The 22,224-nt window shown below is 65.1% G+C and carries 19 protein-coding genes and 3 pseudogenes; 8 read left to right on the forward strand and 14 right to left on the reverse strand.

Annotated elements, in window-relative coordinates:
* Window positions 1-95: 95 nt before the first annotated feature.
* A complete protein-coding gene (locus AUC69_RS09840; protein ID WP_244500198.1) occupies window positions 96-2,264 on the reverse strand; it encodes a primosomal protein N' in 2,169 nt (722 codons plus the stop codon).
* Window positions 2,265-2,397: 133 nt separating this feature from the next.
* On the opposite strand from AUC69_RS09840, the gene AUC69_RS09845 reads away from it, so the two are divergent.
* The 5 genes from AUC69_RS09845 (at window position 2,398) to AUC69_RS09865 (ending at window position 7,252) form a co-directional block, all read left to right on the forward strand.
* On the forward strand, window positions 2,398-3,378 hold the full coding sequence (locus AUC69_RS09845) for a tyrosine recombinase XerC (protein ID WP_069442014.1): 981 nt from the start codon (window positions 2,398-2,400) through the stop codon (window positions 3,376-3,378).
* Between the two features lie 115 nt (window positions 3,379-3,493).
* Complete coding sequence (locus AUC69_RS17070) at window positions 3,494-4,168, forward strand: TetR/AcrR family transcriptional regulator (protein ID WP_069442015.1); 675 nt, start codon at window positions 3,494-3,496, stop codon at window positions 4,166-4,168.
* A complete protein-coding gene (locus AUC69_RS09855) occupies window positions 4,165-5,160 on the forward strand; it encodes an HlyD family secretion protein (RefSeq protein ID WP_069442016.1) in 996 nt (331 codons plus the stop codon). Before AUC69_RS17070 ends, AUC69_RS09855 begins: the two co-directional genes overlap by 4 nt.
* The gene (locus tag AUC69_RS09860) at window positions 5,157-6,086 is read left to right on the forward strand and encodes an ABC transporter ATP-binding protein (RefSeq protein WP_069442017.1); all 930 of its coding nucleotides are present in this window, start codon (window positions 5,157-5,159) and stop codon (window positions 6,084-6,086) included. Before AUC69_RS09855 ends, AUC69_RS09860 begins: the two co-directional genes overlap by 4 nt.
* Complete coding sequence (locus AUC69_RS09865) at window positions 6,083-7,252, forward strand: ABC transporter permease (RefSeq protein WP_083239303.1); 1,170 nt, start codon at window positions 6,083-6,085, stop codon at window positions 7,250-7,252. The genes AUC69_RS09860 and AUC69_RS09865 overlap by 4 nt, the downstream gene beginning before the upstream one ends.
* Before the next feature lie 9 nt (window positions 7,253-7,261).
* On the opposite strand, the pseudogene lpdA reads toward AUC69_RS09865, so the two are convergent.
* The 7 genes and pseudogenes from lpdA to mdh all read right to left on the reverse strand — a co-directional run bounded on the left by lpdA (window position 7,262) and on the right by mdh (window position 16,102).
* Window positions 7,262-8,658 (reverse strand): annotated as a pseudogene (gene lpdA, locus AUC69_RS09870) (dihydrolipoyl dehydrogenase).
* A gap of 11 nt (window positions 8,659-8,669) precedes the next feature.
* Window positions 8,670-10,028 carry a 2-oxoglutarate dehydrogenase complex dihydrolipoyllysine-residue succinyltransferase gene (gene odhB, locus AUC69_RS09875; RefSeq protein ID WP_069442018.1) on the reverse strand — a complete coding sequence of 453 codons (1,359 nt, stop codon included), beginning with the start codon at window positions 10,026-10,028 and terminating at the stop codon, window positions 8,670-8,672.
* A gap of 24 nt (window positions 10,029-10,052) precedes the next feature.
* Window positions 10,053-12,010, reverse strand: a pseudogene (locus tag AUC69_RS09880) (2-oxoglutarate dehydrogenase E1 component).
* On the reverse strand, window positions 12,007-12,918 hold the full coding sequence (locus AUC69_RS19730) for a 2-oxoglutarate dehydrogenase E1 subunit family protein (protein WP_425283524.1): 912 nt from the start codon (window positions 12,916-12,918) through the stop codon (window positions 12,007-12,009). The pseudogene AUC69_RS09880 and the gene AUC69_RS19730 overlap by 4 nt, the downstream one beginning before the upstream one ends.
* 81 nt (window positions 12,919-12,999) lie before the next feature.
* Window positions 13,000-13,872 carry a succinate--CoA ligase subunit alpha gene (gene sucD / locus AUC69_RS09885; protein ID WP_069442019.1) on the reverse strand — a complete coding sequence of 291 codons (873 nt, stop codon included), beginning with the start codon at window positions 13,870-13,872 and terminating at the stop codon, window positions 13,000-13,002.
* A gap of 66 nt (window positions 13,873-13,938) precedes the next feature.
* Window positions 13,939-15,108, reverse strand: coding sequence for an ADP-forming succinate--CoA ligase subunit beta (gene sucC, locus AUC69_RS09890; protein WP_069442020.1), 1,170 nt, complete (start codon window positions 15,106-15,108; stop codon window positions 13,939-13,941).
* A 25-nt stretch (window positions 15,109-15,133) separates the two neighbouring features.
* Window positions 15,134-16,102, reverse strand: a complete 969-nt coding sequence (gene mdh / locus AUC69_RS09895; RefSeq protein WP_069442021.1) for a malate dehydrogenase — start codon at window positions 16,100-16,102, stop codon at window positions 15,134-15,136.
* 211 nt (window positions 16,103-16,313) lie between these two features.
* On the opposite strand from mdh, the gene AUC69_RS09900 reads away from it, so the two are divergent.
* On the forward strand, window positions 16,314-16,781 hold the full coding sequence (locus AUC69_RS09900; RefSeq protein ID WP_141700726.1) for a hypothetical protein: 468 nt from the start codon (window positions 16,314-16,316) through the stop codon (window positions 16,779-16,781).
* Between the two features lie 10 nt (window positions 16,782-16,791).
* Here AUC69_RS09900 and AUC69_RS09905 read toward each other — a convergent pair whose 3' ends face one another.
* Window positions 16,792-17,220: a cupin domain-containing protein gene (locus AUC69_RS09905; protein WP_158008073.1), complete on the reverse strand. Its 429-nt coding sequence runs from the start codon at window positions 17,218-17,220 to the stop codon at window positions 16,792-16,794.
* Window positions 17,221-17,335: 115 nt separating this feature from the next.
* Here AUC69_RS09905 and AUC69_RS17775 point away from each other — a divergent pair, with 115 nt between their 5' ends.
* Window positions 17,336-17,491: a hypothetical protein gene (locus tag AUC69_RS17775; protein ID WP_193427417.1), complete on the forward strand. Its 156-nt coding sequence runs from the start codon at window positions 17,336-17,338 to the stop codon at window positions 17,489-17,491.
* 271 nt (window positions 17,492-17,762) lie between these two features.
* Here the strand turns inward: AUC69_RS17775 and AUC69_RS09915 are convergent, their stop codons facing one another.
* On the reverse strand, window positions 17,763-18,119 hold the full coding sequence (locus AUC69_RS09915) for a hypothetical protein (protein WP_069442025.1): 357 nt from the start codon (window positions 18,117-18,119) through the stop codon (window positions 17,763-17,765).
* A 234-nt stretch (window positions 18,120-18,353) separates the two neighbouring features.
* Here AUC69_RS09915 and AUC69_RS09920 point away from each other — a divergent pair, with 234 nt between their 5' ends.
* A complete protein-coding gene (locus AUC69_RS09920; protein WP_069442026.1) occupies window positions 18,354-19,562 on the forward strand; it encodes a hypothetical protein in 1,209 nt (402 codons plus the stop codon).
* A gap of 60 nt (window positions 19,563-19,622) precedes the next feature.
* Here AUC69_RS09920 and AUC69_RS09925 read toward each other — a convergent pair whose 3' ends face one another.
* The 4 genes and pseudogenes from AUC69_RS09925 to tatC form a co-directional block, all read right to left on the reverse strand.
* A complete protein-coding gene (locus AUC69_RS09925; protein ID WP_069442027.1) occupies window positions 19,623-19,970 on the reverse strand; it encodes a hypothetical protein in 348 nt (115 codons plus the stop codon).
* A 694-nt stretch (window positions 19,971-20,664) separates the two neighbouring features.
* The gene (locus AUC69_RS09930; RefSeq protein WP_069442028.1) at window positions 20,665-21,150 is read right to left on the reverse strand and encodes a DUF305 domain-containing protein; all 486 of its coding nucleotides are present in this window, start codon (window positions 21,148-21,150) and stop codon (window positions 20,665-20,667) included.
* A 120-nt stretch (window positions 21,151-21,270) separates the two neighbouring features.
* Window positions 21,271-21,444 (reverse strand): hypothetical protein, encoded by a 174-nt coding sequence (locus AUC69_RS17450; protein ID WP_158008074.1) that lies wholly within the window; start codon window positions 21,442-21,444, stop codon window positions 21,271-21,273.
* Window positions 21,434-22,219, reverse strand: a pseudogene (gene tatC / locus AUC69_RS09935) (twin-arginine translocase subunit TatC). Before tatC ends, AUC69_RS17450 begins: the two are co-directional and overlap by 11 nt.
* Between the last annotated feature and the right edge of the window lie 5 nt (window positions 22,220-22,224).

Below are 22,224 nucleotides of genomic sequence, written 5' to 3' on the forward strand. Positions count from 1 at the left end.
CAGGGGGGAAGGGGGCGCAATATCGGGCGGCAAGACTGCGTCCTTTGTGTCCCCTGGTCCAGCACAACCAGGCCCCCACCGCCCGCAAATGCCCCCTAGAGGAAGCTGTAAGGGTCAATGTCCACGGTAAGGCGGATATCGCCCTTGGCCTTCGGCGCCTGGGCCAGCCAGACCCGTAAATAGGTCTGCAAATCCGCCTCGCGGGTGGCCTTCACCAGGAGGCGGAAGCGATAGCGCCCCCTGATGACCGATAGCGGGGCCTCGGCGGGGCCCAAAACCTGGATTTTCTCGGCTTCAGGGGCCGCGCGGGCGACCTCCCGGGCATAGGCTTCGGCCGCCTCGCGGGAGCCGGCGGTGACCAGGATGGCGGCAAGCCGCCCGAAAGGCGGCAGGCCTGCGTCCCGGCGGGCGGCGATCTCGCGGTCTAAGAACGTGTCGCGGTCGCCAGCGACCAGCGCCGCAATCACCGGATGCTCGGGCATATAGGTCTGGATCAGGCCGCGACCCTTGATGGCGTCACGGCCCGCCCGTCCCGTCACCTGGCTCAGGAGCTGGAAGGTGCGCTCGGCGGCGCGGGGGTCGCCCTGGGCGAGGCCGAGATCGGCATCGACCACGCCCACCAGCGCGAGCCCCGGGAAGTGGTGGCCCTTGGCCACGAGCTGGGTGCCGATGATGATGTCGACCTCGCGCTCTTCGATTTCGCGCAAGGTCTCGCGGAGTTCACTAATGGAAGGGGTTAGGTCGCTGGAGAGTAGCACCCGGCGCGCCTCGGGAAAATGCTCGGCCACCTCCTCGGCGATGCGCTCGACGCCGGGACCGCAAGCGACGAGGGACTCCTCGGCGCCGCAGCTCGGGCACTCGTGGGGGATGGGCATGAACTTGCCGCAGTGATGGCATTCGAGGCGGTGGCGGAATCTGTGCTCCACGAGCCAGGCCGAGCAATTGGGGCATTCGAAGCGGAAGCCGCATTTGCGGCAGAGCGTCACCGGCGCATAGCCCCGGCGATTGAGGAACAGCAGGACCTGCTCGCCACGCTCCAGCGTCGCGGCCATCTCCTCGATCAACACCGGGGACAGCCAGTGGCGGCGCTCCGGCGGGTTCTTCCGCATGTCGACGGTCTGGATCGCTGGCAGGCTCGCCGCCTTGTAGCGGGTGCCGAGCCGGATGTGCCGGTAGCGGCCTTGGTCGGCGTTGACCAGGCTCTCGATCGACGGCGTGGCCGAGCTGAGAACCACCGGACAGTGGCCTAGATGCCCGCGCACCACGGCCATGTCGCGAGCCTGGTAGGCGACGCGATCCTCCTGCTTATAGGCCTGGTCGTGCTCCTCATCGACGACGATAAGGCCGAGATCGGGGAAGGGCAGGAACAGCGCCGAGCGGGCGCCGGCCACCAATTTTGCCTTGTTTTCCGCCACCGCGCGCCAGACGCGCCCCCGCATGGAGGGGCTCACGCCGGAATGCCATTCGGCTGGCCTGGCGCCGAAGCGCTCCTCGCAGCGGGCGAGAAACTGACCTGTCAGCGCGATCTCGGGCAGGAGCACGAGCGCCTGCTGGCCGCGCTCGAGACATTGAGCGATGGCCTCGAAATAGACTTCCGTCTTGCCGGACCCGGTGACGCCGTCGAGCAGACTGACGGCGAAACCGCCGCCGGTGTGCTTTAGCAATTCCGTCGCGGCCTCGGTTTGCTCCGGGTTGAGGGTGGCGCGCTTCCGGGCGAGATCGAGCGGCATGGCATGCCAGTCGGGCAGCGGCTCGGCAACGAGCGTGCCGGCATCGACAAGCCCGTCGATGACGCTGGGACTCACGCCGGCAGCTTCCGCCAAGCTCGACTTCACCCAGGAGAGACCGTTCTTGGCTGCTTCCAACACGCGGGCGCGGGCCGGGGTCATGCGTTCCGGCGGTGGGCCGCTAAGCCGCACGCCGTAGCGCGGCGCGGGCGGCTCGAATGCCGAGCGGGCACTCATCATCATGCGCAAAACCATGCCGGGAGACGTGAGGGTGTAGTTGGAGACCCAGTCTGCGAAGTCGAGCGACACGGTCGGCAGCTTCGGCACGTCGTCGAGAATCTCGACGATCTCGCGCAGTTTCTTCCGCGCGATCTTCGGCGGTTCCTCGCCCTCGGGGCGCCGCCACACGGCGGCGATATAGTGCACGGGTCCGAGCGGCACGACCACGAATTGGCCGGGCTCCACGCGCGCGCCGTCGGGCACCAGATAATCGTAAGGGGCTGGCAGGGCGAGCGGCAGCAGGACGGGAACCGTCACAGGCGCGGTCTCGATCGCTTCGCGCTTTTCGGGACTGGTCTTCGTCTTGGCCAGGGCGTACTCGTTTAAGTTAAGCGGCGGTTAACGACTCACCGACCCATAGTAGCCGCTCGGGCGCAAAGTCGAGGGGTGGATGGCAGCCAAGTCTAAATCCGCGGCAAGATCCCAGGTAAAAGCACAAGCGCTGAGGGCCGCGCCGGACGTGGACCGCGCGGTCAATGCCTGGTTCGTCTATCTCATGACCGAGCGCCAGCTCGCTGCCCATACGGTCGAAGCCTACCGGCGCGACCTCGGTCAGTTCTTGTCCTTCCTTGCCGGTCACTTCGATCGCCAGCCCGATCTCAAGCTGCTGCTCTCGCTCACGGCACGCGACGTGCGCTCCTTCCTCGCCATGCGCCGGGCCAAGGACGTGGGCAGCCGCAGCCTGGCGCGGACGCTGAGTGCGCTGCGCATGTTCTACCGCTTTCTCGAACGGCGGGGGCTCGGCAAGAACGACGCCATCCGCGCTGTCTCGCTGCCGAAGCTGCCGCACTCGGTGCCGAAGCCGCTCACTGCATCGAAAGCCACGGCGTTGGTCAACGGTGCGGACGTCGCGGCGCCGGACGCACCGGAATGGATCTTGGCGCGCGACACCGCCGTGCTGACGCTGCTCTACGGGTCGGGCCTGCGCATTTCCGAGGCTTTGTCCCTCCGCGCGAAAGAGGCGCCGGTCAAGGGCCGCGACATGTTGCGGGTGACGGGCAAGGGCAGCAAGACTCGCGTGGTGCCGGTGCTGCCGGTGACGCGCCAAGCCATCGAGCATTATCTGAAGCTTTGTCCGGCCAAGCTCGGCCCCGACGACCCGCTGTTCATCGGCGCGCGCGGCAAGCAGCTCTCGCCCCGCATCATCCAACTGCGCATGGCCCGCGCCCGCGCGGCGCTCGGCTTGCCGGAGACGGCGACCCCGCACGCGCTGCGCCACTCCTTCGCCACGCATCTGCTTGGCGCCGGGGCGGATTTGCGCGCGATCCAGGAATTGCTGGGTCATGCCAGCCTGTCGACCACGCAAGGCTATACCGAGGTCGACCGGGCGCATCTGCTCAAGACCTATGAGGCTGCGCACCCGCGGGCCTGAGCACATCTTCCTTTTTGCATTTTTCGCGGATTTCCGAGCCTGCGTCCGCCTTGGCCATTGTAATACTGACCGGTCAGTCATAAATTGGGGACAGCCGCCGCGAGAGGTTCAAGCCATGTCCAAGACACAGCCGAAGTCAGAGCTTAAGGGGCCCGACCGCAGCGCGCGCAAACGCGTGCGGAAGGACGATCGCCCGCAAGAGATCGTGGCGGCCGCTTTCGAGGAGTTCGCCTCCCATGGCTATGCCGGAACGCGGCTCGAGGACGTGGCCGCCCGCGCCAAGGTCTCAAAGGGCCTGCCCTATCTCTACTTCAAGACCAAGGAAGAGCTGTTCAAGGCGGTGGTGCGTAGCGTCATCACCTCGCATTTCGACACGATCCGCAATGAGATGGAGAGCACGACGCTCTCCGTCGAAGATTTCCTCAAAGGGCCGTTCCTAAAATTCGTGCAGGAGCTGGTGTGCTCGCGGCGCGTGCTCATCGTGCGGCTGCTGATCGCCGAAGGCCACAAGCATCCCGAGCTCACCGCCTTCTATTTCGACAACGTCGTCGCACGCGGGCTCGAGACCCTGCGGGCCTTGATCGATCGCGGTGTCGCGCGCGGCGAGTTTCGCGAGACGGCCTTGCGCGATTATCCGCAACTCCTCATCGCGCCGATGCTCATGGCCGTCATCTGGCGCGCGCTGTTCGAGCATCATCACCATCTCGACACCGATGCGTTGCTGAAGACACATATCGACCTCATGGTGGACGCCGTCCGTGCGCCGCAAAGCAAGGGCGACGTGTCATGAAACGGACCGCTCTCCTTCTCATCGGTCTCATCGTGGTGACGGCGATCGGGCTCATCCTGTTCACCTATCCGGCCAACAAGGGCGCCGAGGTGCCCGGCTATATGGAAGCCGATCTCGTCCTGGTGGGCTCAGAGCAGGGCGGCCGCATCGCCACCCTGTCCGTCAAGGAAGGCGACTCGGTCACGACCGGCGATGCCATCTTCACCCTCGAGAGTTCCGAGCAGGAAGCGGCGGTCGCCGCGGCCAAGTCGCGGCGCGACGAGGCGCAAGCCCGACTGGCCGATGCCAAGGCCGAGATCCAGCGGCCGCGGGAGATTGAGGTCCTGCAGGCGGCGCTCACGCGCGCGCGCGCCATGCTCAAGCAGTCCAGCCTGAATCTCGACCGGGTCCAGACCCTCTACGACAAAGGTTGGGTATCCAAGGCACAGCTCGACGAGGCGGTGGCGCAGCATGACAGCAACCAGGCCGCTGTCGCGGAAGCGGAGCGGCGTATTTCCGCCGGACAACTTCCAGGCCGTTCAGGCGTGATCGAGGCGGCCGTTGCTGCTGTCGCGGAGGCAAGCCACGCGCTGGAGGAGGCGAAGAAGAATCTCGCCAAGCGTGAGGTCTTCGCCCCTGCGGGCGGCACCATCGAGGAGGTCTATTTCCGCCCCGGAGAAGTGGTTGTGGCCGGTCAAGGCGTGGTGGCGCTGTTGCCGCCGGCCAATCTCAAGGTGCGCTTCTTCGTGGACGAGCCGGAGAGGGCCAAGCTCCATGTCGGCCAGACCGTCAAAGTCTCGTGCGACGGCTGTCCGCCGGGTTTGACCGCCGCGATCAACTTCATCGCCCGCGATGCCGAGTTCACGCCACCCGTCATTTTCTCCGAGGAGCAACGGAAGAAACTCGTCTTCCTCGTCGAAGCGCGGCCCGACGCCAAAGCCGCCGCGCTGACGGCGGGGCAGCCGGTCACGGTGAGCCTTGCGACCGAGGCGGAGAAAGTCGTGCGGCGATGAAGGAAATTGCCATCGACGTGCACGGCCTGACAAAAAGCTTTGGCAGCCGTGTTGTGGTGCGCGACTTGAGCCTCAAGGTGCCGAAGGGCGAAATCTATGGCTTTCTCGGGCCGAACGGCAGCGGCAAGACCACGACCTTGCGCATGCTGTGCGGGCTGCTGACGCCGGACGCGGGCGATGGGACCTGTCTCGGCTACGACATCCTGACCCAGCAGGAAGAGATCAAGCGTCATGTCGGCTACATGACGCAGCGCTTCAGCCTCTATGCCGATCTGTCGATCCGCGAGAATCTGGAGTTCGTGGCGCGCGTCTATGGCGTGGCGAATCCGCGGCGGGCGGCGAAGGCGGCGATCGACCGCCTCGGGCTGTCGGGCCGCGCCGAGCAGCTCGCGGGCGAATTGTCGGGCGGCTGGAAGCAGCGGCTGGCGCTCGGCGCCTGCATCCTGCCGAACCCGAAGCTCCTTCTCCTCGACGAGCCGACCGCCGGCGTCGACCCCAAGGCGCGGCGCGAGTTCTGGGACGAGATCCACGGGCTCGCGGCGGATGGCATCACCGTGCTCGTTTCCACCCATTACATGGACGAGGCGGAGCGCTGCCACGAGCTGGCCTATATCGCCTTCGGCGAGTTGCTGGCGAAGGGCACCGCCGCCCAGGTCGTTGGGCAGTCTGGCCTCAGCACGTGGATCGTGTCGGGGCCGAATCTGCACGGCCTCGCCATCGAACTTCGAAATCGCGATGGCATCGACATGGTCGCCCCGTTCGGGGCCGAGCTGCATGTGTCGGGCCGCGACAGCCGCGCTCTCGATGCCGCCGTCGAAGCGGCAAAGAAGGAAGACGGCAGCCATCGCTGGACGCGGGGCGAGCCCAGCCTCGAGGACGTCTTCATCCTTCTCATGGACAGCGTGAAGGATAATTTCGCAGCATGAGCGAGGCGTCCGACAAACAGGCGAAATCGCAGCGCGGCGACCCGGGCTTCCTCAAGCGCACCTGGGCGATGGTGGTGAAGGAGTTCGTGCAGATGCGGCGCGACCGCATGACCTTCGCCACGATGATCTTCATCCCCATCCTACAGCTCGTGCTGTTCGGCTACGCCATCAACACCGATCCCAAGCATTTGCCCACGGCCGTGCTGACGCGCGACGATGGCCCGCTGACCCGCGCCGTGCTCACGGCGATGAAGAACAGCGACTATTTCGAGTTCGTCGCCCAAGTGCGCGACCCGGCCGAGATCGACCGGATGCTGGCCTCGGGTGAGGTGCAATTTGCGGTGGAGGTCCCGGCGAGTTTCGAGCGCGACATCCGCCGGGGCGACCGGCCGTCGCTGCTGGTCATCGCCGACGCGACCGATCCCGTCGCCACCGGCACGGCGATCTCCGCGGTGCAGGGGCTCGTCGATACGGCGCTCAAGCGCGAGCTGCGCGGGCCGGACGATTCCATCGAGGCGAGGGCCCCGCCGTTCAAGCTCACGCTGCAGCGGCGCAACCCCGAAGGTCTCACCCAATACAACATCGTGCCCGGCCTGCTCGGCGTCGTGCTCACCATGACCATGATGATGTTCACCGCGCTCGCGGTGACGCGCGAGATCGAGCGCGGCACCATGGAGAGCTTGCTTGCCATGCCCATCAAGCCGGTCGAGATCATGATCGGCAAGATCGCGCCCTTCGTGCTCGTTGGCTTCGTGCAGATGGCCATCATCATCAGCGCGGCCCATTTCATGTTCGGCGTGCCGATTCTCGGGAGCGTTCCCCTCTTGATCGCGCTGACGACCCTGTTCGCCGCAGCCAATCTCGCCGTGGGCTATACTTTCTCCACCATCGCCGAGAACCAACTTCAGGCGGTGCAGCTCACCTTCTTCTTCTTCCTGCCGAACATTCTCTTGTCGGGTTTCATGTTCCCGTTTCGCGGCATGCCGCACTGGGCGCAGTGGATCGGCGAGGTGCTGCCGCTCACCCATTTCATGCGCATCGTGCGCGGCATCATGCTCAAGGGAAACGGATTCGCCGAGATGAGGATCGACGTGCTGGCGCTGGCGCTCTTCCTCGTGGTCGCCATGGGGCTCGCGCTGTTGCGCTTCCGCCGGACGCTGGATTAGGCGCGGCGCCTACATATGCAGGGCGCGCTTGTCGACGGCGAGGGCGGCTTCCTTCACCGCCTCGTTCAAGGTCGGGTGGGCATGACAGGTGCGGGCCAGGTCCTCGGCTGAGCCGCCGAATTCCATCAGCACGGCGGCCTCGGCGATCATGGTGCCGGCATCCGGTCCGATGATATGCACGCCGAGCACGCGGTCGGTGGCCTCGTCGGCCAAGATCTTGACGAAGCCTTCGGTCGTGCGGTTCACCTTGGCCCGGCCGTTGGCCGTAAAGGGGAACTTGCCGACCTTGTAAGCGATACCGGCCTCTTTCAACTGTTCCTCGGTCTTGCCGACGCTCGCCACTTCGGGCGCGGTATAGACCACCGACGGGATCACATCGTAGTTCACATGCCCGGCCTGGCCCGCCAGATCCTCGGCCACGGCGACGCCTTCCTCCTCGGCCTTGTGGGCGAGCATGGGGCCGGCGATCACGTCGCCGATGGCGTAAATGCCGGGCACGTTGGTCTGGAATTTATGATCGACGATGACGCGGCCACGGGCATGAGTCTCCACGCCCACGTCGTCGAGGCCGAGACCTTCGGTGTTGGGGACGCGCCCCACGGCGACCAGCACCACGTCGCACTCCAGCGTCTCTTTCTTGCCGCCGTCGACCGGCTCGACGGTCAGGGTCACGCCCTTGCCCTTGGCGTCGACCTTCACGACCTTGGCGCCGAGCTTGAAGGTGATGCCCTGCTTCTGAAGGATGCGCTGGAGCTGCTTGGCCAGCTCGCCGTCGAGGCCCGGCGTGATGGTGTGCAGCATCTCGACCACGGTGACCTCGGAACCAAGCCGCGACCACACCGAGCCGAGCTCAAGCCCGATATAGCCGCCGCCGATGACCACCATGCGCTTGGGCACGTTCGGGAGTGACAGCGCGCCGGTGGACGAGACGATGCGCTTTTCGTCGATGTCGATGCCCGGCACATGCGCCACCTCCGAGCCGGTGGCGATGACGATGGCCTTGGTGGCGAGTTGGGTCTTGCCCTTGCTTTCGGTGACCTCGACCGTGTGCGGCGCGGTGATGCGCCCGGTGCCGTGGAAGGTATCGATCTTGTTCTTCTTCAGCAGGAACTCGACGCCATCCACATTGCCCTTCACGCCGGAATCTTTGAAGGCGAGCATGGCCGCGAGATCGAGCTCCGGCTTCACCTTGATGCCCATGCCGGCGAAATCGTGAGCGGCCTCGGCGTAAGCCTCGCTCGCATGCAGCAGCGCCTTGGAGGGGATGCAGCCGACATTGAGGCAGGTGCCGCCATGGGTGGCGCGCTTCTCCACCACGCTACCTTCATCCCCAATTGCGCGGCGCGGATGGCGCAGACATAGCCGCCGGGGCCGGTGCCGATGACGACGAGATCGTAATGAGTCATGAGCTAAGGTCTCAAAGGTCCAGGACGAGGCGGGCGGGATTTTCGAGCGACTCCTTGACGTTCACCAGGAAGGTGACCGCCTCTTTACCGTCGACGACGCGGTGGTCGTAGGACAGCGCGAGATACATCATCGGCCGGGCCACGATCTGACCATCGCGCACCACGGCGCGCTCCTCGATGCGGTGCATACCGAGAATACCGGACTGGGGAGCGTTGAGGATGGGCGTGGACAGCATCGAGCCGTAAATGCCGCCATTGGAGATGGTGAAGGTCCCGCCTTGCATCTCGGCGAGACCAAGCTTGCCCTCTCGGGCGCGCATGCCGAAATCGGCGATCTGCGCTTCGATCTCGGCGAGGTTCATGCTGTCGGCTTCGCGCAATACCGGCACGACGAGACCGCGGTCGGTGCCGACGGCGACGCCGATATGGTAGTAATTCTTGTAGACGATGTCCTCGCCGTCGATCTCGGCGTTGACCGCCGGAATGTCCTTCAAGGCCTGCACGCAGGCTTTGACGAAGAAGCCCATGAAGCCAAGCTTCACGCCATGCTTCTTCTCGAAGGCTTCGCGATAGTCCTTCCGCAGCTTCATCACCGCGCTCATGTCCACGTCATTGAACGTGGTGAGCATGGCGGCGGTGTCTTGCGCTTCCTTGAGACGCTTGGCGATGGTCTGGCGCAGTCGGGTCATGCGCACCCGCTCCTCGCGCGACGCGTCGTCCGTGGCGACGGGTGAGCGTGGTGCCGGCGAAGGCTTCGGCGTCCGCGCGCGCGCGAGCAGCGCTTCGGCGGCTTGCGCCGTCACATCGCCCTTCAGCACTTGGCCGCGGCGGCCGGAGCCCTTGACGTCGCCCGGCGTCAGGCCTTTCTCGGCCAGCAGCTTGCGGGCGGCGGGTGAGGGCGGCATGGCGCCATTGGTCTCGTCGACGTCGTAGGTGTCGGTGGCTATTTCCTCGCGCGGCTGGGGTTCCCGCTCCGAGTCCCTTGAGGGCAATCGCGGCGGCGCAGTCCTGGTCTCGGCCTTCGCCGGTGCGGGCTCAGCTTGTTTCGCTGCAGCTTGCTTGGCCGCGTCCGGCTTGGCCTTCTCCGGCTTAGATTTGGCCGATTTCGATTTGGCGGGCTTCACCTTGCCGTCGCCTTCGGCGATGGCGCCCAGCAGCGCACCCACCGCGACCGTGTCGCCGGCATTGACCGCGATATCGGAGAGCACGCCCGAGGCCGGGGCGGGAACCTCGACGGTGACCTTGTCGGTCTCGAGCTCGACCAGAGGCTCGTCGACGGAGACGGCGTCTCCCGCCTGCTTGAACCACTGGCCGACCGTGGCTTCAACGACGGATTCTCCCAAGGTCGGCACTCGGATTTCTGTCGCCATCGGTTCGTCGCCTATCCTTCTTAATTAGCCTAGCGCTTCGTCCAGGAAGGCCTTCAGCTCACGGAGATGCTTGCTCATCAAGCCGGTCGCAGTAGCCGCCGAGCTCGGCCGTCCAGCATAGCGCGGGCGCCGGTGCTTGGCACCGATATGGTCGAGAACCCAGGACACATTCGGTTCGACGAAGCTCCAAGCCCCCATATTCTTCGGCTCTTCCTGGCACCACACGATCTCGGCGTCCTTGAAGCGGGTAAGCTCTTGAATCAGCGCGCGGGCCGGGAAGGGGTAGAGCTGCTCCACGCGCAGCAGATAGACGTCGGTGATGCCGCGTTTCTCGCGCTCCTCGTAGAGTCGTAATACACCTTCCCGGAGCAGAGCACCAAGCGCCTGATCTGGTCGTCGGGCACCAACTGAACGGCCTCGTCGAGCTTGCCTTGGGCGTCGTCCCACAAAAGACGATGGAAGCTCGAGTCGGGCCCGAACTGATCCAGGTCGGATACCACACGCTTGTGACGGAGCAGCGACTTCGGCGTCATCAGCACCAGCGGCTTGCGGAACTCGCGATGGAGCTGGCGCCGCAAGACATGGAAATAGTTGGCCGGGGTGGTGCAATTGACGACCTGCCAATTGTCCTCGGCGCAAAGCTGGAGATAGCGCTCGAGGCGGGCCGAGGAATGCTCCGGTCCCTGGCCCTCATAGCCGTGCGGGAGCAGCAGCACGAGGCCCGACATGCGCAGCCATTTACGCTCGCCGGAGGAGATGAACTGGTCGATGACGACCTGCGCGCCGTTGGCGAAATCGCCGAATTGCGCCTCCCACAACACGAGCGCGTTCGGCTCGGCCAGGCTGTAGCCATACTCGAAGCCCAGCACCGCCTCCTCGGAGAGCATGGTGTTGATGACCTCGAAATCGGCCTGCTTCTTACCGAGATGCTTGAGGGGCGTGTATTTCTTCTCGTTCTCCTGATCCATGAGAACCGAGTGGCGCTGGGAGAAGGTGCCGCGCTCGGAGTCTTGTCCCGACAAACGGACCTTGAAGCCCTCGACCAATAGCGTGCCGAAGGCGAGCGCCTCGGCCGTCGCCCAGTCGATGCCCTTGCCCTCGTCAATCATCTTGCGGCGGTTGCCCATGATGCGGGCGATCGTCTTGTGCGGCGTGAAGCTCTTGGGGATGGTGGTGAGCTTGTCGCCGACTTGTCTGAGCAGGTCGAGGTCGACGCCGGTGACGCCGCGGCGGGCGCCTTCGTCGGCGAAGCCGATGTTGGACCAGCGTCCGTCGAGCCAATCGGCACGGTTCGGCCGGTAGGTCTCGCCGGCGGCGAACTCTTCCTCGAGATAGCTGCGGAACCGCGCCTGGAGGTCCTCGACCTCCTCCGCCGTGAACAAGCCCTCGTTGATCAGTCGGTTGGCGTAGGTCTCGACCACGCCCGGATGCGCGGCGATGCGCTGATACATCAGGGGCTGGGTGAAGGCGGGCTCGTCGGCTTCGTTATGGCCGTGGCGGCGATAGCAGAACATGTCGATGACAACAGGCTTGCCGAAGAGCTGGCGATACTCGGTGGCGATCTTGGTGACATGCACCACGGCTTCCGGGTCGTCGCCGTTCACGTGGAAGATCGGAGCGTCGATCATCTTGGCCACGTCGGATGGGTAGGGCGAGGAGCGCGAGAAGCGCGGCGCGGTGGTGAAGCCGATCTGGTTGTTGACGATGAAGTGGATCGAGCCGCCGGTCCGGTGGCCGCGCAAGCCCGAGAGGCCGAGGCATTCGGTGACCACACCCTGACCGGCGAAGGCTGCATCGCCGTGCAACAGGAGTGGCAGGATCTGCTTGCGCTCCTTGTCGCCGAGCTGATCCTGCTTGGCTCTGACCTTGCCGAGCACGACGGGATCGACGCTCTCCAGATGCGAGGGATTGGCGGTGAGCGATAGATGCACGCGGTTGTCGTCGAACTCGCGGTCGGAGGAGGCGCCCAGGTGATATTTCACGTCACCGGAGCCTCGACGTCGTCGGGCTGCGCCGAGCCGCCCCGGAACTCGTTGAATATGGCGCGGTAGGGCTTGGCCATGACATTGGCGAGCACATTCAGGCGTCCGCGATGGGGCATGCCGATGACGATCTCGCGCACGCCGAGTTGGCCGCCGCGCTTGATGATCTGCTCCAGCGCCGGGACCATGGACTCGCCGCCGTCGAGGCCGAAGCGCTTGGTGCCGGTGTATTTGACGTTGAGGAAGCGCTCGGACCCTTCCGCCTCGATCAGCTTGGTGAGGATCGCGCGCTTGCCTTGCGGGGTGAAGCGCACCTCCTTGTCCATGCCCTCGATGCGCGCCTGGATCCAGGCACGCTGCTCGGGATCGGAGATGTACATATATTCGACGCCGATGGGGCCGCAATAAGTGCGCTTGAGGATCTCGAGGACCTCGCGCAAGGTGGCGAATTCGAGTCCGAAAGCGCCGCCGATATAGATGGGCCGGTCGTAGTCGGCCTCGGTGAAGCCGTAAGTCGAAGGCTTGAGCTCGGGATGCTCGCGCCGCGTGGTGAGTTCCAGCGGGTCGAGCTGAGCGACGAGATGACCACGAGTGCGGTAGGCGCGGATCAGCATGCGCGCGCCCAGGGTATCGCGGGCGGCGTCGAGCGCTTGCTTCTGGGTCAGGGATCCGCGCGGCGTGATCGGCGCCGGGAACGTGCTCTTATTCGCGCCCCAGGACGGCCCGCGCGCATCGGCGAGGATCTCGGCGGTTTCGTCGCCGAGGCTGGCGAAGAAGCTCTGCCATTCAGGATCGAGGGAGCCCGGGTCCGTCTCGTAGCGGGCATAGAGCTCGGCGAGATAGGTGGCGTTTGCGCCGTCCAGGAACGACGTGCGGGCAAACACTTCGTTCAATTCGTGTCGTGTCATCGGACCAAACCCTGCCGGAGAATCGGTGGATCACCGGCGTGCGGGGCAATCAAGGCGAGTGTTAGGCGTCCGGATCGCTCTTCACGAAAATATTCCTGCAAGCGTCGTTCCAAGGGCCGCAGGCGACGGTGAAACCACAATGCCGGCTGCCTCCATTGCCTCAATTTTACTCTTTGCGTCGCCTTTGCCGCCTGAGATGACGGCACCGGCATGGCCCATGCGGCGGCCCGGAGGCGCCGTGGCGCCGGCGACGAAGCCGACGATGGGCTTCTTGTTGCCGGCCTTGATGAGGAACTCGGCGCCTTCTTCCTCGGCCGACCCGCCGATCTCGCCGATCATGATGATGGCCTCGGTCTTATCGTCCGCGAGAAACAGCGCCAGCGCATCGACGAAGTTGGTGCCGTTGACGGGATCGCCGCCGATGCCGATGCAGGTCGTCTGGCCGAGGCCGGTGGCGGTGGTCTGCGCTACGGCCTCATAGGTGAGGGTGCCGGAGCGCGAGACGATGCCCACTCTGCCGGGCATGTGGATATGGCCGGGCATGATGCCGATCTTGCACTCGCCGGGCGTGATCACGCCCGGGCAGTTCGGGCCCACCAGCCGGGTGCCCGAGCCGCACAGCGCCCGCTTCACCTTGACCATGTCGAGCACCGGCACGCCTTCGGTGATGCAGACCACGAGCTCGATGCCGGCATCGATCGCCTCGAGGATGGCGTCGGCGGCAAAGGGCGGCGGTACATAAACGGCGGATGCGGTGGCACCGGTCGCCTCGACGGCGTCGCGGACCGTATCGAACACCGGCAGATCGAGATGCTTGGTGCCGCCTTTGCCCGGGGTCACGCCACCAACCATCTTGGTGCCGTAGGCGATGGCCTGCTCGGAATGAAAGGTGCCTTGAGCGCCGGTAAAGCCCTGGCAAATGACGCGCGTATTCTTATCGACGAGGACGGACATGATGAGCGGCTAGAGCCTTTGGTGGAAAGATTGATGACAACAGCGAAGGAATTAACTCTGCAAGTTTCAAGCCGCGGCCTTGACGGCGGCGACGGCCTTCTTGGCGGCGTCATCGAGGTCGTCGGCGGGAATGATGGCGAGGCCGGAGTCGCGCAACAGCTCCTTGCCGCGCTCCACGTTGGTGCCCTCGAGGCGGACCACCAGCGGCACGGCGATATTGGTCTCCCGCGCAGCGGCGATGATGCCCTCGGCGATGGTGTCGCAACGCATGATGCCGCCGAAGATGTTGACCAGTACGCCCTGCACGTTTGGATCGGACAGAATGATCTTGAAGGCTTCGGTGACGCGCTCCTTGGTGGCGCCGCCACCGACGTCGAGGAAGTTCGCCGGCTCGCCGCCATAGAGCTTGATGATGTCCATGGTGGCCATGGCGAGGCCCGCGCCGTTGACCATGCAGCCGATCGTTCCGTCGAGCTTCACGTAGGATAGGTCGTGTTTGGAGGCTTCTACCTCGGCCGGGTCCTCCTCGTGGATGTCACGCAGCTCGACGATGTCCGGATGGCGGAACAGGGCGTTGTCCTCGAACCCCATCTTGGCGTCGAGGCAAACCAGCTTGTCCTCTTTGGTGACGACGAGCGGATTGATCTCGATGAGGCTCGCGTCCTTCTCGATGAAGAGGTTGTACAGAGTCTTGACCAGCTTGCCGCACTGCTTGGCGAGATCGCCTTCGAGCTTCAGCGCCGAGGCGATCACGCGGCCATGAAAGCCGCTCAGGCCCGAAGCGGGATCGACGTCGAGCGTGGTGATCAGCTCGGGCGTGTTGGCCGCGACCTCCTCGATGTTGACGCCGCCTTCGGTGGAAGCGACGAAGGCCACGCGGCCCGAGGCGCGATCGACGAGGAGCGACAGATAAAGCTCGCGGGCGATGGTCGTGTCCTCGACCACGTAGACGCTGCGCACCGACGCGCCTTTCGGCCCGGTTTGCGGCGTGATGAGCGGCTTGCCCAGCATGCGGTCGGCTTCGGCGTGGAGCTCCTCGAGCGTCTTCACGAGCTTGATGCCGCCGCCCTTGCCGCGTCCGCCGGCATGGATCTGGGCCTTCACCACGAAGACGTCGCCGCTGAGATCCTTCGCTTGCGCGGCGGCGCCCTGTGCCGTCGTGGCGACCGTGCCCTTGGCCACCGGCGCGCCGTAGGCCTTGAGTAGTTCCTTGGCCTGATACTCGTGAATATTCATGGGAACTCTTTAATCAGCCGTCGGACTAGGTCGCGGCGAGGTTGGGGGCGATCCTCTGGCAAAGCTCGACGAGGGCTTTCACCGATTCCACCGAATGCATGAAGGCGTCCTTCTCGGCCGAGGACAGGTCGAGCTCGATCACGCGCTCGACGCCCTTGGCGCTGATGATGACGGGAACGCCGGCATAGATGCCCTTCACGCCGTATTCGCCGTTCAGATAGGCGGCGGCGGGGAGAACGCGCTTCTCGTCGTTGAGATAGGATTCGGCCATGTCGAGGGCGGCGGTGGCCGGGGCGTAGTAGGCGGAGCCGGTCTTGAGCAGGCCGACGATCTCGGCGCCGCCGTCGCGGGTGCGCTGGACGATCTCGTCGAGCCGCTTCTGCGTGATCCAGCGCATCTTGACCAGGTCGGCGATCGGAATACCGGCGACCGACGAATAGCGGATGAGCGGCACCATGGTGTCGCCATGGCCGCCCAGAACCATGGTGTGGATGTCTTGCGGGCTGACGTCGAACTCCTCGGAGAGGAAGTAGCGGAAGCGCGCGCTGTCGAGCACGCCGGCCATGCCGACCACCTTGTTGCGCGGCAGGCCGGACGTCTTCTGCAGGGCCCAGACCATGGCGTCGAGCGGGTTGGTCACGCAGATGACGAAGGCTTCCGGCGCGTATTTGCGCAAGCCGGCGCCCACCTGCTCCATGACCTTCAAGTTGATCTCGAGCAGATCGTCGCGGCTCATGCCGGGCTTGCGCGGCACGCCGGCGGTGACGATCACCACGTCGGCGTCCTTGATCTCGGCATATTCGTTGGCGCCCTTGAATTTCGGGGCGAAGCCGTGGACGGGCGCGGAGTGGGAGAGATCGAGCGCCTTGCCTTGCGGGACGCCGTCGACCACGTCGAACAGGATGACGTCGCCGAGTTCCTTGATGCCGGCAAGGTGAGCGATGGTGCCGCCGATCTGGCCAGCGCCGATCAATGCAATCCGACTACGCGCCATGAATATCCCCTTCGAAAATTACCGCCATTTTCGGCCTCGCGGCCCCGAATGAACTCGTGGGTTGGTTAAATGCAATTGGGCTTTAGTGCAAGGCGGGGATTGCCCGAAACCGCCCAGGGGTATGGGTTTCACGCCCGCCGCCGAGCAGCCCATGGAAAGCCAAGGGGCGATCGGGTAGGGTGGGACGAAGGCATGACACGCGAGGATTCGCATGGGGGATAACCGGCCGGTGAGGGCTCCCGAGAGAGCCGAGCCGACTGACGAGGAGCTGGACGCCACCGAACCGCTGCCGCTCGTGGTCTGGGCGGCGCGGTGCAGCGCCTATTTCCTGGCGCTCGGCGGCGTCATGCTGCTGTCTTTCGCCTATTACGGCTTCGATACCGATCCGCAGAGCTTCCCCCCAGGCTTCCGCCTCAATCCGCTCCAGGCCGGCGTCAATTTCATCTGGGGGCTCGCTGGCACGCTGATCGGCTTCTTCCGGCCGCGCTTCGCCACGGCTTTCGTGCTCGCCTTCGCCGCTTTCTACACGCTGGTGGCGGGGCTCGGCACCTTCGCCGGCTCGGCCCTCGGCATGGAGCTGGGGACGCCGGCCAAGGTGTTCTACTGGGTGGTGGTGGCGGGGACCTGGGCGGTCGGCCTCCACGCCCTGCGGAAGCGCCGCGGCGCCGCGATTTCCTAGAAAGCCCTGTCTAGTCGGACTTTGGCGGCGCCACATTGACGGCAAGCGGCTTGTCCTTCGGCTTGATCCGCACCACGAACAGCTTCACCGGCTCGGTGCCCTCGTTCAGGCCGCGATGGACGGCATTGGGGTGGAGGTAGAAGCTCTCTCCGGCCTCGAGGCGCTTGCTCCCCTCACCCTCGATCTCGAGGGTGAGGGTGCCGGATAGGATGTAGCTCACCTCATGGGCGTCGGGGTGGATATGCCAGGGAAGCACGGCGCCCGGGGGGATGCTGTAGGTATCGGTCACCACGTCCTCCCCCGGCTCGCCGGCCATGGGCTGGGTGAAGAGCTCATGCCTCGTCACACCCTCCGCCACGCCCGCCTCGCGGGCGCCGGCCGGCAGGGTCCACATCATCGAACCGGCCAATAAGGCCGTGGCAACAATCGCGATCCGCATCCACACACCTCCTGTCATGGCGTCAGTGTAACGCCGCGGCAGACCGGCGGGGACAAGGAATCGACGTTCGTGAATTGGCGCTTACAGTGGCGTGTCACACAAGGAGGAGGACAGCATGAACTACACCTATAGCGGCGCGCAGTACGGCATCGGCTTCGGCACGGCGCTCGCCATCGCCATTTCCTACGACAACAACCACTCGATCCTTTGGGCCATCATCCACGGCTTCTTCAGCTGGCTCTACGTGATCTACTACGCGCTCGCTTATTAGGCGCGTCGTCGTCACGGCCGATGCGGCCGGCGCGCGGCGGCGCGTCGTCATTTTCGGACGTGCGGTTTCGCGGGAAGCTCGGCGGCGCCACGATGGCGAACCCGCCGGCGAGGCTCAAGCAAACAGTCTGGTCCAATTTGAAAGTCATGATCGGCCTCCTGCACCAAGAGCCCCGCGCGTCATGAGGTATAACGTGCGAGGCGAAGGCCGAGTTCCGCTGTCCAAACGCGCGAAACCCCCTCCCAACCGGGAAGGGGCTCCGTCGCGATGGTTAAGCGCGGTTCGGCTTAACGAACGGTGATGCTGAAGCCGGGGCCGCGGTCGTAATAATACGGCGCGCCGTAATAGCCCCGCGCGGGCCGTAGCCGTAAGCGGCGTAGCCGCGCGGTGCGTAGTAGCCGCGGCCGCGAAAATGGCGGTCGCCGTAAAGCGGGCCGACGCGGCCGGCGTGACGGCGGTGCTGATAATAGCCGGAGCTGGGCTCGATGCGGCTCCAGCTGCCGCCGAACTGACCCTCCTTATGCACGGAGTTGGCCATGGCGGGCGTTATGGTGGCGGGTGCTGTCAGCAGCGCGGCACCGGCCATCAGGCCCAACGCCAGCGCGGTCTTGCGAAATGCGGTCTTCATAAAGAGCCTCCTTTCGTTGGCTTGCTCAAATCGGGTTTGCTCAAATCGCCCGGTCTTGAGGGAAAAACGGCCGAACCGGGGTCCGGGTTCCTCGCGCCGACAGCATGTCGCAGGCGGCTCTGGCGGGCGCACGCTCTTCTCGGTCCCCGGATTCACGCGTATGCTGGCGGCAGGGAAGGCCGCGTCCGTGCGGTTCGCGTAACGCGTGAGGGCTTTGCAAGTGATCTCGATGAATTGGGGCGCGCCCGCGCGCGGACCGCTTACCGCTGCGCCGGTGTGGTGCTCGCGGCCGGGCTCGGGACCGCGGCCTATGCCGCGCAATATGAAAGCGCGCCGACATTCACCGCGCGCGCCGTGCTGCCGGCCTCGTATCTCGACAGCCCCTATTTCAAAGTCCAGAATCAGGTGGGGGTCGAGAACTACCAATATGTGTTCAACGTGGACACGCAGTGGGGGACGTTCCGCATCGTCGGCACGACTCTTCTGAAAGTGCGCGCGCGCGAGATGCAGGCCGCAGCAAAGCTCCAGGAGATCGGCGGCACCGAGACGCTGGTGGACGCGGCAGGCGCGACGGCGCTGAAGCCGCTCGGCACCGCCAAGGGGCTCATCACCGAGCCGGGCAAGACCATTGGCGACACGTTTAAGGGCGTGGGCAATTTCTTCGGCGGCATCAATGCGGGCATGAAGGCGACGGACCCGCGCAAGGAGGGCATCGTCGCCTCGGTGACGGGCGGTGCCGCCGCGCGGCGCAAGCTCGCCTTCGATCTCGGCGTCGATCCCTACACGAGCTTCAAGCCGCTCGACGAACAGCTGACGCGGCTCGCCACGGCAAGCGCCATCGGCAATACCGGCGTCAATGTGGGGCTGAGCTTCGTCACCGGCGGCGCCAGCATCGCCATCAGCGCCACCTCGACCAGCCAGAAGCTGCGCGAGGCGCTACGCGACAAGACGGCGGCGCAGCTCGAGGAGCAGGGGCGCGAATTCCTCACCGCCATGGGCGTGTCGAAGACGGCGCAAGACGCCTTCTACGCCAATGCCAGCCTGACCCCGACCGACAAGGCGGTCATCGTCGTGGCGCTGAAGACGCTCGGCAATGTGGACGGGCAGCAGATCTATGTGGAGACCGCGGCAGGCGCGACCTCCATCGAGATGGCCTTCTACTATCGCCGCCAGTCCGAGCTGATCCATAACTACAACAAGAAGATCGCGCCGGTGACCGGCTTCATCCGCGCCGGCCGCGCGCCCATGATCCAGACGGGCAAGGGCACGGTGTCGATCCTGCCGGTGGATTATCTCTATTGGAGCGCGCCGATCGAGAGCCTGGCGGCGAACGGGCGCGGCCAGATGTGGCTCACCGGCCGCGCGACCAAGACGGCGACGTCGCAGCTCGCTCGCGCGCGCGGCTGGACGGTGACCCCGAAGGTCGGCGACCGGCTGGATTAGCGATCAGCCGCGAAAGCCCTTCGCCGCTTGTCGCGGCAAAGGGCTCCTCAGGCGAGGCGATCAGTAGATGCGGATGCTGAAGCCGGGACCGCCCCCATAGATATAGGGGCCGCCATAGCCGTAGCGCGGGCCGCGATAGCCGTAGCGGCCATGGCCGCGATGACCGTAGCCCCGATAGCCATAGTCCCTGTAGCCATGGCCCCTATAACCATGGCCCTTCTTCTTCCAGCCATGGCCGTAGTCCCGATAGCCGTAGTTGCGGTGCTTGCCGCCGTGCTTGGACTTCTTGCTCCACGACTTCTTGTCCCAGTTGTCGTGGCCACGGTCGGCCATGGCCGGCGCGGCCGTGAGCGCGCCGCCGGCGAGAAGCGCCAGCGCCAGCGCGCCGGTGCGAAGGATGCTGTTCATTCGGACCTCCGAAATGTTGGTCCTCGGCAGAGCGGGCATCCTACCGCCGGCAGGTTTCCCGCCGATCTCCGAACGTGGCCGAACATGTCCGGTTGGGACAAAATTGTTTCGCTCTGTGAAAATGTGACGATGCGGCCGCATTTCGCGCGAGGCTTCGCGCACGCGTCTTCGTCTCCGCGATGCAACTGCGCGCGGGCTTCTTTGTTTGCGCTACCGGCCTCTGGCCACCTTGAGCGCACGCTCCCATGGCTCCCAAGAAATCCCCTCCGAAGCGAGGGGGTGGCGCGCCGCTTGGCGCAAAGTCCTTATGGTGTCCGCGAGTCCTTTGCGGGGACCCGCGGCGGGCGCCGTCACGGCGCGCCACATCCGGCGATATTTTATGGCCCCCTTCCGCACGGCTTCTCACCAGTGGCACAGGCGCGCAGATCGTTCACGCACCTCACCCGACGACCCACGCGTTACAGCGCGGGTGGGCGGAGCGGGGACCCCCGAGGCCGGAACGCGTCTTCCTGGCGCGGGGGTCCGGGCCGGGCGGGTATGGCCGTCCGCGATGAGCCCATCTGTCCCGCGCCTTCCCCGGGCGCCGTCCCCCGTCCCGCGATCAAGACGCCTCATGAGCGCGCCCCTTCATTGGACGAGGTGCGTGCATTCTACCGCAGCTTTTCGGGGCGGGGATAAGGTGACAGGGTCCAGGTCACTCGCCAGGAGGCAGATCGCGGGCATCGTCCGGCACCGGGTTCGCCTCCAAATCCCCGATCAGCTTCTCCATCTCGGCGATCTCGCGCACCTGCGCCTCGATGATGCCGTCGGCGAGCTCGCGGACACGGGGATCGCGGATATGCGCCCGCCGGCTGGTCATGATGGCGATAGAATGATGGGGGATCATGGCCTTCATGTAGGAGACGTCGTCCACCGTCTCCTGGCTGCGCACGAGCCACAAGGCGCCCACGAACAACACGACGCTCGCCACGGCGGTGGCGATGTTGATCCTGCTGCTCTTGTACATATTCAGCATGAAGGCCAGCATGACCACGGCCATTGTCGCGCCCATGACCACGGCCATCCAGGCGCGAGTCTGACTGAACCAAACGTGATCGAGCGCATAGGTGTTGAGATACATCAGGCCGAACATGATGATCGTGGCGGTCACGATCATGGCGCCGAAGCGGGCATAGCTCATCGATCTCTCCAAGGTTTTCCTGTGTTTGTGGATTTCGGCTGCGCTTCCGATTCAACGCACAACACCAGGGAGAGTTTCGTCCGCCTACTGAGCCTCGCACAGGCAGAGAAAGGCTAGCGCCTATTTTCGGTCAATGGGCTTCGCTTCCAGATAGATCTCCAGATTGTAATGCCCGAAGACGAGGTTCGATTCTCGGGTCAACTCGTCGACGATATCCTGCGGGTCGGCCCCGGCGTCGATATACTTTTTGATCAGCGCATTGAGTTCTTCGGCAAAGCCTTGCTCATTGCCCATTGGCTGTTCCTCCGTTTGTTTCTTGTGGTGAACTTGTGTCCGCGCCGGCGGTATCGGTCGCGGCGCGCTTCTTCTCGGCCAGCTTCACCGCGAAGATGGACAGCTCGTAGAGGAGCAGCGTCGGCAGCGCCAGGGCGAGCTGGCTGATGGGATCCGGCGGGGTCAGGATGGCGGCGGCGAGGAATACGCCGATGATGGCGTGCTTGCGATAGCGCTTCAGTCCGTCCGCGGTGACGATCCCAGCGCGCGCCAGCAGCGTGAGCAGCACCGGCAGCTGGAAGCAAATGCCGAAGCCCAGCATGAGCATCATGATCAGCGACAGATATTCGCTGACCTTGGCGGTGAGCAGGATCTGCACGCCGCTGTCGCCCGTCTCCTGCATCGACAGGAAGAATCATGGCGAGCGGCATGGCGACGAAATAGACGAGCGCGGCGCGAGCAGGAAGAGGATTGGCGTGGCGACGAGGAACGGCAGGAAGGCCTTGCGCTCGGCGCGGTAAAGCCCGGGCGCGACGAACATATAGAGCTGCGAGGCGATCACCGGGAAGGCGATGAAGATGGCGCCGAACAGCGCAAGCTTCACCTGGGTGAAGAAGAATTCCTGCGGCGCGGTGTAGATCAGCTCGATCGGCACATCGACGCCGGCGGCGACGCGATACGGCCACAGCAGCAGATTGTAGATGGGCTTGGCGAACCAGAAGCACACCAGGAAGGCGACGAAGATCGCGGCCAGCGCCCACATGAGCCGGCGCCTGAGCTCGACCAGATGCTCCATGAGCG

The sequence above is a fragment of the Methyloceanibacter superfactus genome (genome assembly GCF_001723305.1).
Classification (GTDB): domain Bacteria; phylum Pseudomonadota; class Alphaproteobacteria; order Rhizobiales; family Methyloligellaceae; genus Methyloceanibacter; species Methyloceanibacter superfactus.